Below are 15,554 nucleotides of genomic sequence, written 5' to 3' on the forward strand. Positions count from 1 at the left end.
TTCCTTAATCCCTAGCGCATGATGAGGTCGACGAGAATGTTGACCGAGTTCAACAGGGACTGTCCTTTGGCGCGGGAGTAGTCGGTATAACGAATGTGTACGGGCATCTCGGCCCACGGCAGATTGGTATTCGCTAGCTGCGAGACAATCTCAGAGGCGTGCGCCATGCCATCCTGACGAATTCTGATCCCCGACAGGGCATCTCGTCGCAGGCACCGCAGTCCGTTATGGGCATCGGTCAGCTTGAGCCCCGTGGTGAGTCGAGTCATGAGAGCCGCGGTTTTGAGAACGATGCGCTTCAACAGGCCTGGCTTCGTTCGCTTATCCAGAAACCGAGATCCGTAGATGATAGCGAGGTCGTCCTTCTTGGCACGCTCCACCATCGCTACGGCTTCCAAGGGATCGTGCTGGCCATCGGCGTCAAACGTCACAACGTACTGGCCGGTCGTTTTGATCAGAACGTAGTCGAATCCCGTCTGGAGGGCCGCCCCCTGTCCCAGGTTGATCGGATGCTGGACAACGATCGCACCGGCCGACTGCGCGATCGCCGCGGAATCGTCGGCGGAGCCATCATCAATGCAGACGACGTGAGAGAAATACCGGAGCGCCTCGGTAATGACGTCGCCGATGACTGTCGCCTCGTTGTACAGAGGGACGACGAGCCAAGCGTCGTCTACGGGAGTGGGACTCATAGAAGGTATTGTTACAGGAGTTAGCGGTTATGTCCGCAACCCGGCCGCTTGCCCGAGGAGGATACATGGCCAGCAGAATCGTCGATTCCGCAGATGTCTCCGAGGAAGCCGTCATCGGCGACGGCTCCTCTGTGTGGCACCTCGCACAAGTGCGAGAGGGGGTGACGATGGGGAAGAACTGTATCGTGGGACGCGGCGCCTATATCGGCACCGGTGTTCAGATGGGGGATAACTGCAAGGTCCAGAACTACGCGCTCGTTTACGAGCCCGCAGAACTGGCCGATGGTGTCTTTATTGGCCCCGCGGTCGTCCTCACCAATGATCACAATCCCCGTGCGATCAACCCCGACGGTTCGCTGAAGTCCGGCGAAGACTGGGAGCCCGTGGGCGTCACCATCAAGGAGGGCGCCGCGATCGGTGCTCGCGCCGTGTGTGTCGCACCCGTGACGATCGGGGCCTGGGCAACCGTGGCCGCCGGCGCCGTCGTCGTCAAGGATGTGCCCGACTTCGCACTGGTCGCAGGCGTTCCGGCGCGTCAGATCGGTTGGGTTTCCAAGTCAGGCGTCAAACTGGAAGAGACCGCGCCTGGCATTTTCACCTGTCCGAAGTCCGGTGTCCGCTACGAGCTCGTCAATGGCAAGTTGAAAGAAGAGAAGAGCAAATGAGCAAGGAATTCATCCCGCCCGCCAAACCGATTATCGGCGACGAAGAACGCGCCGCTGTCGATGAGGTCCTCCGCTCCGGCATGGTCGCGCAGGGACCCCAGGTGGCCGCCTTCGAAAAGGAATTCTCCGAGCACATGGTCTCGGGCCGCGAATGCGTCGCCGTGAACTCGGGAACCTCGGGCTTGCATCTCGGACTCCTGGCCGCCGGCATCGGCGCTGGCGATGAGGTGATCGTTCCTTCCTTCACGTTCGCCGCGACCGGCAACTCCGTTGCGCTCACGGGGGCGACTCCGGTCTTCGCGGACATCGAGCTCGACTACTTCTGCCTCGACCCGAAGAGCGTCGAAGCCGCCATCACCGACAAGACCAAGGCCATCATGCCGGTGCACCTGTACGGTCACCCGGCCAATATGCCGGCCCTGAAGGAGATCGCCGACAAGCACGGTCTCATGCTGTTCGAAGACGCCGCCCAGGCGCACAACGCCTCGCTCAACGGCGAGAAGGTCGGCACGTTCGGCACCTTCGCGATGTTCTCGCTATACCCGACGAAGAACATGACCTCCGGTGAAGGCGGCATGGTCTCGTGCACCGATGAGGAAACCGCCCGCCGCGTGCGCCTGCTGCGCAACCAGGGTATGGAGCGTCAGTACGCGAACGAACTCGTGGGCCTGAACAACCGCATGACCGACATTCACGCCTCGATCGGCCGCGTGCAGTTGACCAAGGTCGACGCGTGGACCGAAAAGCGTCAGTCGAACGCCGCATTCTTGAACGAGAACCTCGAGGGCGTCATCGTCCCGCCGGTCGCCGACGGCGCCGTGCACGTCTACCACCAGTACACGATCCGCGTCGATGGCCAGGACCGCGGCGCCTTCGTGACTGCCCTGAAGGACGAGTACCAGGTCGGCTCGGGTGTCTACTACCCGATCCCGAACCACCGCCTCGAATCCCTCACGCACTTTGCGCCGGGCCTCGACCTGCCCGTCACCGAGGAAGCCGCCAAGTCCGTCATCTCGCTGCCGGTGCACCCGTCGCTGACCGACGAGCACCTCGACCGCATCGTCGAGGCCGTCAACGCTGTCGCAAAGGCGGGTGCGTAGTCCATGGCTAACCTGCGCGTAGGCCTGCTCGGTGTCGGCTCAATGGGCCGCCACCACGCCCGCGTGATCCGTGAGACCGAGGGCATGGACCTCGTCGCGATCGCGGATCCGGGCGGCGATAAGTTTGGCGTTGCAAAGGACCTCGAGGTCCTGCCCGACGTCCACGCGATGATCGACCAGGGCCTCGATGCCGCAATGGTCGCCGTCCCGACCGTGTACCACGAGGAAGCCGCCCTGGCGCTCGCGGAAGCCGGCGTTCACACGATGGTCGAAAAACCGATCGCCGCCGACGTTGAGTCGGGTCGGCGCGTGGCCGAAGCCTTCGAGAAGGCCGGCCTCGTCGGTGCTGTCGGCTACGTCGAGCGCTGCAATCCGGCACTGCTGGAGATGCGCAAGCGCATCCAGGACGGCGAACTCGGCCAGATCTTCCAGATCGTCACCCGCCGCCAGTCTCCGTTCCCGGCTCGCATCTCCGATGTGGGTGTGGTGAAGGACCTCGCGACGCACGATGTTGACCTGGCTGCCTGGGTCGCGGGCGCGACCTACGAAGTCGTCTTCGCTCAGACCGCCTACAAGTCGGGCCGCGAACATGAAGACATGGTGAGTGTGGCTGGCCGCATGGCCAACGGCGTGCTCGTCAACCACCTGGTCAACTGGCTGTCGCCGTTTAAGGACCGGACGACAATCGTCACCGGCGAGAAGGGAGCCCTCGTCGCGGATACCGCACTCGGCGATCTAACGTTCTACCGCAACGGCACCATCCCGATCGAGTGGACACAGGTGGCGAACTTCCGCGGGGTCTCCGAAGGTGAGGTCACCCGGTTCGCCCTTGAAAAGCGCGAACCGTTGCGAGTGGAGCAAGAAAACTTCCGCGACGCTATTCTTGGCAAGCGCAACGATCACGTCTCGATGGCGGAGGGCGTTCGCACCCTCGAAGTCGTCGAAGCGATCTTGAAGTCTGCGGCCGACGGCGAGTCCGTCAGGCTCTAGCTCTCATCTCCAACCGAATCCGGCGTCGACCCTTCGGTCGGCGCCGGTTCGCGTATGAAGGAACTGCGACTAATCCACCTGAACGACGCGCGCGCCCTTGCTCCAGGCATCGGCAAGGAATGCCGATGTCCAGAAGCCAATGAGCTTGCGGCCGCGCATGAGGTCAAACGCAGCAACGGGCCTGGAACGGTCCGTAATGTAAACGTCGAGCGCAGTGCCATCATGCAGCGATGAGTAGGTGGCGAAAGCGCGGTTGGCGAGTGCCAGGAGCCCAGTCGCGGTGAGGATCTTCTTGATCTGATCGCGGCGATGATCCTCGACGGCGATTGGCTGGTAGTACGGAGCGATCTCGGCACGGTCGCCGAGCGCGGCCTCAAAGCGAGCAGTCACGTAATCGCGGTACCAGTCGCGCGTGAGGGATAGTTCCGGACTGGCCTTACGCCACGCGTCCCATACGGGTGCATCGATCATCGGAAGGGACCAACGAAGCCCGTAGTGCTCGTAGGCGCGCATCGAGTTGTTGATGTACTTGGCTTGGCGTTCCCGCACGTTATAGGCCTCGAGCGCGTCCTGGACCGACTCGGCAGATCCGTCGTAGCCACCGCTGGCGATGAACTCGCGCAGTTTTGCCACATAGGCGGGGTCGCTCTCAGGAGTGAGGCGTGGGCCCTGAATGTCATAGTGGTGCCCTGCGATGAGCTGAGCGATCCGGCCGAGCGACACGGGAGCCTCATCGAGGGCGTCCTCGTCGTGCATGTTTCCGACGATCGTGTGTCCAGGAACGACGATGTCGCCTTCATGTGCGATCTCGCGGGCAAGCAGGTCCTCGAGGGCATACCAGTCCTGGATGTGGGGGAGTGAGACACCGCCGTAGCAGTAGCGCAAGAACTCTTCAGTTTCCGGCGCATGCCAACGCTCGAGTAGTTTTTGGGGGGCGTATTCGACGAACTCCCACGGGTACTGTGCGGCGGTTGCGATCTGGCGGGAGATTTCGCTCTCGCGTGACCCTGCCACGCCGTAGGTAAATGTCACGACGTTCTTGATGTTGTGCGCGACCAGCCACGAGATGAGGAGGCGGGAATCGAGGCCGCCAGATAGCGGGATGAGGATGTTCGAGTCCTTCGCCTCTGCCACCAGACGGTTCATTGCCTGATCGAGAGCCTTATCGAAAACGGTGCCAAGCTCGTCCGGGTCGGTGATGCGATCGGTTTCAAAAGACCAGCGTCCCCAGTCGTCGACGGTGTGGGTGCCGGTAGCTAGGTCGATCGTCGTTGTCGTGCCCTGCATCGTCTGCTTTAGGCCCTCATATAGGGTGTCTTCCCCTGAGACGAAACCCATGCCTTCGAACTCGCGCGCCGATGCTGGGCTGATCGATAGCGGCCGGTGCCGTGCAATCGCGCGAGGGTCGTCACCGATGATGGCAGGCGTCGACGCGGTGAAGAGCACGGGGAAGGAGCGAATCAGGTCCTGGTAGATGGTGACCGTCTCATTGGTGGCGACGATCAAAGCGCCGCCGTGATATCGGACGGCGTCGACGACAGCGGCAGAATCATGCAGATCCAGCTGCTCGAGGGAGTCGGTTATACGACCTCGAGAGTGGATGTTAAGTCCCTGATGATGAGTGGTGGACCAGGATTTATCCGAAAGCTCGAAGGTCGGTGTCATCGCTTCTCCTTGACTGTGGCGCAGTGATTCCCGGTGCGCTCTCACGGTAGGCTGGTAGGGATCTCGACTCGCCTGCACAGGGCATACTACTCGAAGGATGATCGATGCGCGTTGCGATAGTGACACCGTGGTTCCCGACGGCGAAGAACCCATCTTCCGGGGCATTTGTGGTCAAGGATGCGACGGCGTTCCAGGCAGCGGGCCACGACATTCGCATCATCCATTTGGTGCCGTCTCACGAAGACGATGGCACTCGCCGCGTCCGGCATGAAGGGCTCCAGGTCATTCGCATCCCGATGGATACGAACAACCCCATCAGCATCCTGCGTGCCGCAAGCAAGATGACTGCGCTGCTCCACGGGGCCGACATCGTCCACACCCAGGCACTCAGTGCAATCGAGCCGCTTGTGTTCTCTCGCCCGACGATGCCGTGGGTCCACACCGAACACTGGTCGGCGATTACCTCGCCGGAGACGCTGCCTGCTCCGGCGCGTGCGATGTTGCCGATGCTGCTGCAGATGGAAAAGCTGCCCGACGTCGTCGTCGCGGTATGTGAATTCCTCGCGTCCCCGATTCGCGAGGTTCGTGGGCATCGCGAGGTCGTCGTCATCCCGTGCCAGGTTCCATCACCGGCCACGCTCGCGGAACGCCCCGAGCAGGGCAAGACACTGAACCTCATCTCGACCGGCGCGCTCGTCGAGCGTAAGGACCCATTCCTTGCCGTACGCACGCTCAAGGTTCTCAAGGATCGCGGACACGACGCGTCGCTAACGTGGCTTGGCGATGGCCCCTTGCGGGAAGCGGCGATCGAGCTCGCGTCCGAGCTAGGTGTAAAGGCAGATTTCCCGGGCACGAAGAGCGCGCAGGAAGTGCGCGAATATATCGCTAAGGCCGACATGTTCTTTGGCCCGACTCGTGCCGATAACTTCTTCGTCGCTGCCGCTGAATCGATCGTCAACGGGCGCCCGCTCGTCGTCGGTGCCAACGGGGGGCAGGGTGAGTACATTGATCGTTCGGTAGGAATCACGGTCGATCAGCAGAATCCTGAAGCGTATGCTGAGGCGATTCTCGAATTGAACGCGCGAACGGCGTCGCTCACCGCTGATGAGATCGCGGCAACGGTCGGGGACCGCTTCGAATCGACCTCAATCGCGCAGGCCTACACGGATCTGTACGAAAAGCTCGCGCGTCAGGGCTAACAGCGAATGGAGACCACAATGCCGACGATGATCTACCATGCCTCGTATCCGCTGAACCCCGACTCGGTCTCAGCTTCCGCGATTCGACCGATCAAGATGCTGCAGGCATTCAAAGATCTAGGCTTCGAAGTCCTAGATATTACCGGGTATGCCGCCGAGCGAAAGCGTCGGTTTGCGGCGCTCCGGAAGCGCGTTGAAGCTGGTCAAAAGATCGACTTCATGTACTCAGAGAACGCGACCATCCCGCCGTCGGTGACGGAACGTAAGCACTTGCCTCCACATCCATTCCTCGATCTGGAGATTTTTCGGTTCGCCAAGTCTCGTGGCATACCTTCGGGCGTCTTTTACCGCGATATCTACTGGAAATTCGAGGAGTACGACCAACGGGTCGGCCAACCACTGGCAGCTGTCATGAAGTTGCTGTACCGAGCTGAGCTTTTCACATATCAGAAGTATTGTGACGTCATCTTCCTCCCGTCCATGGAGATGGGTGAGTACCTACCTGAGGTAACTAAGCCGCGCCATGAAGCGCTACCTCCCGGTGGTCAGATCGTAGAGTCCTCGGGGCCAAGGGAGGGCGTGTCGATTTTCTACGTCGGTGGTGTAGGCGACCACTATCGGATGCACAACCTGGTACGTGCCGTCAGCGAGATCGACGGTGCGTGGCTCACCATTTGCACTGAGGCGTCGCGTTGGCAGGCGGTTGCTCACGAATATCCTGAGGCCGGTTCGAATGGCATTCGTGTCGTCCACGAGTCCGGCGAGGGCTTGAACAAACTGTACGAGGACGCGAACATCTGCTCCGTTGCATTCGAGCCACTCGAGTATCGCGAGTTCGCCTCGCCGTTCAAGTTCTATGAGTACATCGGCCGTGGCAAGCCCATCATCGGCACAAAGGGATCGCTGACCGGTAAGCGTATCGACGAGTTGGGGATCGGTTGGACGACCGATAACTCCGTATCCGAGATCAAGGACGTGCTCGTCCGGTTGCGGGACAATCCGGCAGAACTTGCAGAGGTAACGAGCCGGTGCGAGGCAGTAAGGCATAACCACAGTTGGTCGGCCCGTGCGAGACAGATCGCGGCATCATTGACCGGTGAGAGCGGAGGACGCTGATGCACGTCCTGTGGACACCATCCTGGTATCCAACCGAGAGCCAGCCCTTTAATGGAAGCTTCTTCGCGGAACAGGTTTCAATGCTGCGAAGCTCAGGCATCGAAGTGGGCGTCATCGCGCTTAACCCCACGACAGCGTGGAAAAAGCGGGAAACTGGGTTACGGCTAAACCGAGCTGAGCAAGTAATCCATCAGGATTTTCCCACGGTTCCACTGGGGATCGTTCCGGGTGATAGACAACTGATCGAACTGTTCAGCGCGCGGATCGCCAAAGTGTACGAGGAAGAGTTCGGGGTTCCGGATGTCATTCACTCGCATTCGGTATTCCCTGGCATTCTCGTTGCTCAGGCCCTTTCGCGGCGTTGGGGGGTCCCGTACGGCATTACGGAGCACCGTCCGTCATCGCTTACGCGGAATCCGAAGAGCTACCGCTATCGGATGATCTGGGACGCGGTGTGTGGAGCTAGTTTTCATTACGCAGTGTCGCCCGACTTCGCTGAGAAGCTGTCCGAGTATTACGGCTGTTCGACCTTTGGCGTGATGAGTCTGCCGGTTCCGGGCCGCTTCTTTGAGCAGCCCACTCATGTCCCGGACACGGACACCTTCATCTTCATGCACGTTTCGCATCTCGATAGAAACAAACGGGTAGAAGAGAGCCTCCTAGCTTTCGATGCGGTCTACGCTGAGTTTCCCCACACTCGTTTCCTTGTCATCGGTGGAGATCCGGAAAGAGTTCGAGAACTACGGTCCTTTGCAGCCGATCTAAGATGCTGCGACGCCATTGAGTTCGCTGGTCGTGTCGGCCGCGACCAAATGCCCGGAGAAATGAATCGGGGCGACTGTCTCATCCTGTTCTCGGCTCGAGAGGCCGGTGGAACAGTCTTTGCTGAAGCGCAGAGCATGGGCATCCCCTGTATTGCCTCGGCAACCCCAGGTGGTCGACACATGGCGACTGAGGGCATGGGGTGTGTCGTACCCATCGACGACACCAGCGCCTTAGCTCGCGCCATGAAAGAGATGGTCAGCGCATATGCCAACGGCGAAGGATTCTCTAACGGAGAGATTCGGCACCGCGCATGGGGAAGATCGTCGGCCAGCGTGTTCATTAACCGCCACCTAGTCGCATATCGGAACGTGATCGATGCATACTCGCGCAAGAAGCGAGCGTTGGTCGTTTCTCGGATTCACATGCCGGAAGCTTCAGCAGCATCATTCAGGCTCGAAGCCGTGGAGAAAGCCTTGACGGCCCAAGGGGCCGACGTCCGGGTCATCACATCGAAACCGCCTAGCTCCGCGCCCACGGTTTCCTTCGAGCCGAATATCGTACGGGTCCCGGTTCTACGCGACAAGAATGACTACTTGCGCGGCTACTTGCCGTACATGTCGTTCGATTTGCAGGCGTCATTCCGGGCCCTCATTGGTTCGAAACCGGACGTGGCTCTCGTTGAGCCTCCACCGACAACCGGATCCTTCATGCGGCTCGTTTCGCTCCTTAGGCGGTTTCCTTACGTTTGGTACGCCGCGGACGTGTGGTCGGATGCTTCCGAAAGTACGGGAGCTCCCAACGTGGTCGTGCGCGCTGTGAAGGCGATGGAGAGTTTCGCGATCTCAGGAGCTTCTGGCGTCGTCGCTGTGTCCGATGGCGTCGCAAAGCGGGTACGCGAGCTCGGTGGACGAAACGTTCTGGTGCAGCCGAACGGCGCGGATACCGAACTCTTTAACCCCACCGGCCGTCAGCTAACGACTGAGGAGCTAGCAGCCGCCGGGGTTAAGCATCCATATTTCATCTACGCGGGTACAGCCTCGGAGTGGCAAGGAGCCGAAATCTTCGTTGAGGCTTTTAGCAAGGTCCTTGATCAGTACCCGGACACCCAGATTGTCTTCCTCGCTCGCGGCTCGCAGGTTCCCCGCATCGAGGAGCAAGCAGCATCTCTTGCAACTGCGACCGGAATTACAAACCCGGTCGTCGTGTTAGAGCCCGTTGGGCCAGAAGAAGCCGCCGCGTGGCAAAGAGGGGCTATTGGCGCACTCGTTTCTATCGTCCCCGGGCTTGGGTACGACTTTGCCTATCCCACGAAGGTCTTAACGGCCCTCGCAAGCGGCACCCCGGTGGTGTACGCTGGCGCGGGACCTGCAACGGTCGATATCACCAACCATCAGCTTGGAGAAGTCGCAGAGTTCTCGGCGGACAAGGTCGCTTCCTCGATGCTCAAGGTGAGGCGCTCCGCCGCCACTGATGCGGAACGAGAACGCCTTGCGGAATGGGTGCAGGACCATAAATCGATGTCGGCGATGGGTGAGGCAGTCGCGTCTTTCGTGCTGTCATGCGCCCGATCAGAAAGGTCATAACGGGCTTTGCTGCTTTCGTGGATGAGGTATCTCCCTGAGATTTCCTCAATCGTCCTCATTACTTTTCTGCCGGGCCTGCTCCTCGTCCTCGCGGGGCGACCCGCGACCCGCCCGCTGCTAGCGGTTGCCCAGGCCCCTGCCTGGACCTTTGGGATCGTGGCGCTTCTGTCCGCGATACAGTCTCAGCTGCCCATACGGTGGGGCCTCATCCCGTTTATCATCGCCACCGTGGTCGCTGCCGCTGTAGCATTCGGGGTTCACGGGGTGATTACCCGTAAGTGGAGGCCGGACCTCTCGTTGTGGCGGAATCGTTATGACTGGCAGATGCTGGCTTTTGCCCTAGTGATATGGCTGATCGCCATTGCGCCGATCGTCTTGACCTCCAACGCGTCAAACCCGGTCCAGGGTGGGGATTCGAACTACCACTACAACCAGCTGTGGCTGATGGAGCGGACAGGCAATGCTTCTCCGCTCGAGTCGAATGCCACGATGGCTGGAGTCGACCCGCTTCCTTGGTATTACCCCAACGCCTGGCATGCGCTGCTTTCGCTGGTCACCGTTGGGCCGCAGGACGCCCTTGCCGTGACCAATGCGTCGCTCGTCGTGACTCCGCTGATCTTCCTCCTCGGTGCGGCGGCTTTCGCAATGGTCGCTGCGAAGGAAGAGAAGGTTTACCCTTGGGGCCTGCTTGCGGCTTCGTTCGCGCCTCTCGCTCTGACTCGACTGGCGCTTGCGACGACATTGTGGCCATTCGTTTTGGCCTTTGCTGCGCTCCCCGGGTTGATTGGCGCGATCATCGACAATCTCGGCAAGACAAGCATCCGGCGAATAGTGCTCACGTTCGGGATCTTCTTGCTACCGCTCATCGGCGTATTCGCGGTCCATCCCTCGGTTCTCCTACCGCTGTCGATTCCGCTGTTTGCGCTCGTTGTCGCCTACCTCCTGTGGCGCGGCTGGCTGGATCTGCAGAACAAGCGATATGCGAGGGGGGTTGGCGTCGTCGCTCTTGCGGCGTTTTTCGTCGCCGCAGCCTACCTCTTCATGATCCTTCCGGGACCACAGCGATACTACTTCGCTCGCTTCCCAAAGGTTGAGTGGGACAACATTATCGCTAAGGTCTTTTTCTCGACGTCGATGTTCCTTCCGGGCGGGGGAGCCTACGCCGTCTTGTTCTACGCGGCCGTCTGCGTCCTTACGCTCGCTGCTATCTTCGTCGCCTGGCGCAAGCGCCGCCACGCGCTCGTCATCGCGTGGTTCTCCCAGTGGCTCATTGTCCTGGGAAGCTACATGCCCATCGACGGCATTAGCCACCTAACCGCGCTGTACTACTCGAATCCAAACCGGGCAGAGTTTGCGGCGGCGATTTTCCTTGTTCCAATGCTAGGGATCCTGTTCTACGAAGCTGCCTCGTGGCTCGCAAAACGACAGTGGAAGCTCACGGAGATTCCTCTCACGAGAACTCTTGGCGTCTGCACCGTCATCATGCTTGCCGTCACGGCGTACGGCTTCAAGGGTGTCGCCCACGACGCCAAGACGACCTTTAATCCGAGCGAGGATAACGTCCGCTATCTCGCCACTCCTGAAGAAGTCGAGATGATCAAGTCTGCGGCGGACATCCTGCCGAAGGACGCCTACGTACTCGGGGATCCCGCTGCAGGTGCGGCGCTGCTCCAGCCGCTCTCCAACATTCGAGTGGTGTGGCCTTACCCGAACTATCCCCAGACCGGGCTTGACGCGTTCTTACTGCAGCGGTTCCGCCTAATCGATTCTGACCCATTCATCTGTAAGATCCTGAACGACCACGGGATCAAGTACTTCTACGATGACAAGGCGCGCTACTACAACGGTGGCTACACCGATGAACTGCGTCCGGGGCTCTACGGCGTCGACACGTCAAAGGGCTTCACCAAGCTTGCATCCGGAGGCAGCGCAACCCTGTACCGGATCGACGCTTGTAATAAGTAGCGGCTGTTAGGCCCGCAGTAACTCGGCGACAACGCGCTCAGCCGCGTTGCCATCGCCGTAGGGCTGTTCGTCGGTGTCTTCGGGGCGCGGGCGCGTCGCGGCAGCCGTGAGCGCATCGCCCGGCTCCACCAAGACGTTCCAGCCGAGCTCAACGGTCTCAACCCATTCGGTTTCCGGCCGCACCGTCGTAGCGGGTACGCGCAGGAGGAAGGCTTCCTTCTGCAGACCACCAGAGTCAGTGACGATACCGCGAGCCTTCAAGCACGACGCGACGAGGTCGGGATAGGCAAGCGGCGCGTGTGAGCGGAGGTTGCCCTGGTTGATGTCGAGGCCGTGGGCCTCGCATTTCGCGACCAGGCGCGGGTGCGCGAGCAGCACGACCGGGTGATCGACTCGCCCGAGGGATTCCAAAACGGCCGCAAGACGCTGTGGGTCATCGGTGTTCTCCGCGCGGTGGATCGTCGCGACGGAATATGTGTCATCCTCGAGCCCGAGTTCAGCCCCGATGGGGGAGGGCTTATCGGCTACGGCATCGCGGACCTGATAGAGGACGTCGGTCATGACATCCCCGACAACGATCGTACGGTCGGCGAGGCCTTCCCGCTCCAGATGCTCGGCCGCGACGGTTGTGGGAGCGAGCAGGAGGTCAGCGCAGTGATCGGTTAGAACCCGGTTGTGCTCCTCGGGCATCCGACGGTTGAAGGAGCGCAGGCCTGCCTCGAGGTGGGCAACCTTGATGTGTTGTTTGACCGCAGCGAGGGCTGCCGCGACGGTCGAGTTGGTATCCCCGTAGACCAGGACCCAGTCGGGCTCGTGCTCGGCGAGAACGTCATCCATTGCGGCAAGGATGCCGCCCGTCTGCTTGCCGTGGCTCGCCGATCCGACACCGAGGTGCACGTCGGGGGCGGGGATCCCAAGATCCTCGAAGAACACATCCGAGAGCATCGGGTCGTAGTGCTGGCCGGTATGGCAAATCACGTGATCGACGCCGGCAGCGGCCATCGCTTTCGCGATCGGAGCGAGCTTCACAAACTGGGGGCGGGCACCGACGACTGACAGGACCTTCATGTTGTCTTCCTATTCAACTTCGTAGGTCTCTTCACCGTGATCGAAGCGGTGCGCGACCCAGAGGGTGAGTGCGGTCAAACCGATGAGCATGATGCTCATCGTGGCGGAAATGAGCCACATCATGGCCACAATATCGAGCTTTGCGCCGAATAGAAAGATGAGCGAAAGCGGGATGAGAGCGTAGGCGATCGCGAACATGAGCATGTCCTGCTGGCGATTGACGACGACGAACACCGTGGAAATGGGTGACGTCGCGACCATGATGAACAGCCACGGTATGAGCGCCTGCGAAATGACACCCGCGAGCTCCCAATTCGGACCGAGATACCACGGCACGAACCAGGGGACGATGAAGAACAAGATGAGGAACGGAAGCGCCGCAGCTCCGACGGCAACGAGGACAGATAGCCGCACGAGCTTGTATAACTCGCCCCGCTTCGCCGTGGCAAAGCGCTGGTAGAAGACCTGGCTGATCGCGCCGGCGATGAGGGTTACGGGGGCTTGCATCAGGCCCCAGGACCTCCCGAACTGGCCGACGACACCTGCGGAATAGGCCATGCCAAGCAACACGACGATGCCGTTAATCCGGAAGGCATCGACGAGCGCGTTCGGGGCGTTAAGCAGCGGCATCTTCTTGTACCGGCTGAATAGCTCCTTGAGTGGCGTTGTGCAGCCGGAGGGTGTGAAGATCGCGTCCCGCGCTCGGTGCGCAAGCAATGCAATCGCTGCTCCCTGGGCGAGGATCTGGCCCCAGACGAGGCCGAAAAGCCCGCCGAGCCCAACGTAGTGGGATCCGATCTGGCCGCCAGCCTGGGCGCCGGCCATGAGCATCCTGTTACGCGAGATCGTGCCGTACTCGAGCTGTCGATTGAGCCAGAACGTGATCGTCCCGATACCGCCCAGAGTCGCGACGATCAGCCCGCTAATGGGGAGCCAGGGTGCGAGCTCGGGAGCGTTTACCAGTTCGGAGATGGGAGTGCGGAAGATCCACGTAATGATGGTCGTAAGCAAGGAGAGAATCCCGATGATGACGAGGGATGCTCGCAGCAGGCGACGGCTTTCACTCTCATCGGACGGCAACATGATCGCCATGTCGTAGCGCAGCGCGCCCACAGCAACAACGGTGAGAGGGATCGCGAGCAGGAGGGCGTGCATCCCGAACTGTTCTTCGGTGTAGATGCGCCCGAGAATCGGTTGAGTAAGGAAGCCGATGAGCTGCGCCACCATCGTTCCCGACAGCAACGTGGAAATCGAGACGAGGATCGGATATTTCGCCGTCAACGTCTTCCAGCGCTCGCGCACATCGTCTCCTTCTGCGGTATTTTGCTGACTCGACCTTACCGCCACAGGCCCGGCTTTTCCGCAGTGCGCGAGTGTGATGGTTACACTGACTAGTGACCGTGCCAGGGGGCGTTGTCTGAAATTAAGGAGTAGCGCGCATGCGTATTGCAGTTGTCGCCATGGGAAAGATCGGCCTGCCACTGGCCGTGCAGTTTGCCGACGCCGGACATGAAGTCATTGGCGTTGATGTAAACGAGCAGACCGTCGCTTCGATCAACGAGGCCAAGGAACCGTTCCCCGGCGAAGCGCACCTGCAGGAAAAGCTCTCCGAGCTCGTGCCGGCGGGCAAGCTGCGTGCGACTACCGACTACTCCGAGGCGATTCCGGGTGCCGAAGCGATCGTTATCGTGGTGCCGCTGTTCGTCAACGACGAGACCTGGGAGCCGGACTTCGCCTGGATGGATGCGGCGACGCGTTCCTTCTCCAAACACATGAGCCCGGGCACGCTCATCTCGTATGAGACCACGCTGCCGGTCGGCACGACCCGCAACCGCTGGCGTCCGCTGATTGAGGAAGGCTCCGGCCTCAAGGAAGGCCACGACTTCCACCTCGTGTTCTCGCCCGAGCGCGTCCTCACCGGCCGCGTGTTCGAAGACCTTCGCAAGTACCCGAAGCTCGTTGGCGGCCTGAGCGAAGAAGGCACCAAGCGCGCGATTGAGTTCTACGAGGCAGTCCTGTCCTTCGACGAGCGCGACGACCTGCCGAAGCCGAACGGCGTGTGGGACATGGGTAGCGCCGAGGCGGCCGAAATGGCCAAGCTCGCCGAGACCACCTACCGCGATGTCAACATTGGTCTCGCGAACCAGTTCGCCGTCTACGCCGACAAGGTCGGCATCGACGTCAACAAGGTCATCGAGGCCTGCAACTCCCAGCCGTACTCGCACATCCACCTGCCCGGCATCGCCGTCGGTGGCCACTGCATCCCCGTCTACCCGCGCCTGTACCTGTCGACCGACCCCGACGCGTCCGTCGTGCGGACCGCGCGCCAGTTCAACGCCGAGATGCCTGTTTACGTCGTGCAGCGCGTCGAAGAGGTCCTCGGCGAGCTCAAGGACGCCAAGGTCGCGGTCTTGGGCGCGTCCTACCGAGGCAAGGTCAAGGAGACGGCGTTCTCCGGCGTCTTCCGCACGGTGACCGAACTCGCCGAGCGCGGCGCAAAGGTCGCCGTGCACGACCCGATGTATTCCGATGAGGAAATCGAAGGCTTCGGCTGGCAGCCCTACCACTTCGGTGAGGATGTCGACGCTGTCATCGTCCAGGCGGACCACCCCGAGTACGCCGAGATCAAGCCAGCCGATTTCCCCGGCATCAAGCTCCTGTTCGACGGCCGTCGCGTGACCTCGGCGGAGCTGTGGAAGGGAACGCCGCGCCTCGTCATCGGCGACGCCGCGAACTAACGGCGAGC

12 protein-coding genes are annotated in these 15,554 nt (G+C 61.0%); 8 read left to right on the plus strand and 4 right to left on the minus strand.

Translation table 11 applies throughout. The features are described 5' to 3' along the window. Positions 1 to 11: 11 nt before the first annotated feature. Positions 12 to 692: a glycosyltransferase family 2 protein gene (locus MUN85_RS02075; RefSeq protein WP_250505175.1), complete on the minus strand. Its 681-nt coding sequence runs from the start codon at positions 690 to 692 to the stop codon at positions 12 to 14. A 65-nt stretch (positions 693 to 757) separates the two neighbouring features. On the opposite strand from MUN85_RS02075, the gene MUN85_RS02080 reads away from it, so the two are divergent. From MUN85_RS02080 to MUN85_RS02090, 3 genes are read left to right on the plus strand one after another with little or no spacing between them, the layout of a single operon-like run. Then, entirely contained in the window at positions 758 to 1,357 is a 600-nt protein-coding gene (locus MUN85_RS02080) for an acyltransferase (RefSeq protein WP_250505176.1), read from the plus strand. Next, positions 1,354 to 2,457: a DegT/DnrJ/EryC1/StrS family aminotransferase gene (locus tag MUN85_RS02085; protein ID WP_250505177.1), complete on the plus strand. Its 1,104-nt coding sequence runs from the start codon at positions 1,354 to 1,356 to the stop codon at positions 2,455 to 2,457. Before MUN85_RS02080 ends, MUN85_RS02085 begins: the two co-directional genes overlap by 4 nt. A 3-nt stretch (positions 2,458 to 2,460) precedes the next feature. Beyond that, positions 2,461 to 3,447, plus strand: a complete 987-nt coding sequence (locus MUN85_RS02090; RefSeq protein WP_250505178.1) for a Gfo/Idh/MocA family protein — start codon at positions 2,461 to 2,463, stop codon at positions 3,445 to 3,447. Positions 3,448 to 3,516: 69 nt separating this feature from the next. Here MUN85_RS02090 and MUN85_RS02095 read toward each other — a convergent pair whose 3' ends face one another. Then, positions 3,517 to 5,112, minus strand: coding sequence for an asparagine synthase-related protein (locus MUN85_RS02095; protein ID WP_250505179.1), 1,596 nt, complete (start codon positions 5,110 to 5,112; stop codon positions 3,517 to 3,519). Positions 5,113 to 5,216: 104 nt separating this feature from the next. Here MUN85_RS02095 and MUN85_RS02100 point away from each other — a divergent pair, with 104 nt between their 5' ends. The 4 genes from MUN85_RS02100 to MUN85_RS02115 are packed head-to-tail and all read left to right on the plus strand — an operon-like array spanning position 5,217 to position 11,740. After that, the gene (locus MUN85_RS02100; RefSeq protein ID WP_250505180.1) at positions 5,217 to 6,311 is read left to right on the plus strand and encodes a glycosyltransferase family 4 protein; all 1,095 of its coding nucleotides are present in this window, start codon (positions 5,217 to 5,219) and stop codon (positions 6,309 to 6,311) included. Between the two features lie 18 nt (positions 6,312 to 6,329). Then, positions 6,330 to 7,427, plus strand: a complete 1,098-nt coding sequence (locus MUN85_RS02105) for a glycosyltransferase family protein (protein WP_250505181.1) — start codon at positions 6,330 to 6,332, stop codon at positions 7,425 to 7,427. Further along, on the plus strand, positions 7,427 to 9,775 hold the full coding sequence (locus MUN85_RS02110; protein ID WP_250505182.1) for a glycosyltransferase: 2,349 nt from the start codon (positions 7,427 to 7,429) through the stop codon (positions 9,773 to 9,775). The genes MUN85_RS02105 and MUN85_RS02110 overlap by 1 nt, the downstream gene beginning before the upstream one ends. A gap of 21 nt (positions 9,776 to 9,796) precedes the next feature. After that, positions 9,797 to 11,740: a DUF6541 family protein gene (locus MUN85_RS02115; RefSeq protein WP_250505183.1), complete on the plus strand. Its 1,944-nt coding sequence runs from the start codon at positions 9,797 to 9,799 to the stop codon at positions 11,738 to 11,740. A gap of 6 nt (positions 11,741 to 11,746) precedes the next feature. On the opposite strand, the gene wecB is transcribed toward MUN85_RS02115, so the two are convergent. Together wecB and MUN85_RS02125 are read right to left on the minus strand one after the other, a co-directional pair. After that, a complete protein-coding gene (gene wecB / locus MUN85_RS02120; RefSeq protein WP_250505184.1) occupies positions 11,747 to 12,808 on the minus strand; it encodes a non-hydrolyzing UDP-N-acetylglucosamine 2-epimerase in 1,062 nt (353 codons plus the stop codon). A gap of 9 nt (positions 12,809 to 12,817) precedes the next feature. Next, complete coding sequence (locus MUN85_RS02125) at positions 12,818 to 14,110, minus strand: oligosaccharide flippase family protein (RefSeq protein ID WP_250505185.1); 1,293 nt, start codon at positions 14,108 to 14,110, stop codon at positions 12,818 to 12,820. A 137-nt stretch (positions 14,111 to 14,247) separates the two neighbouring features. Here MUN85_RS02125 and MUN85_RS02130 point away from each other — a divergent pair, with 137 nt between their 5' ends. Next, positions 14,248 to 15,546: a nucleotide sugar dehydrogenase gene (locus MUN85_RS02130; RefSeq protein WP_073715614.1), complete on the plus strand. Its 1,299-nt coding sequence runs from the start codon at positions 14,248 to 14,250 to the stop codon at positions 15,544 to 15,546. The last annotated feature ends 8 nt before the right edge of the window (positions 15,547 to 15,554 follow it).

Source organism: Bowdeniella massiliensis (assembly GCF_023634005.1).
GTDB lineage: Bacteria > Actinomycetota > Actinomycetes > Actinomycetales > Actinomycetaceae > Bowdeniella > Bowdeniella massiliensis.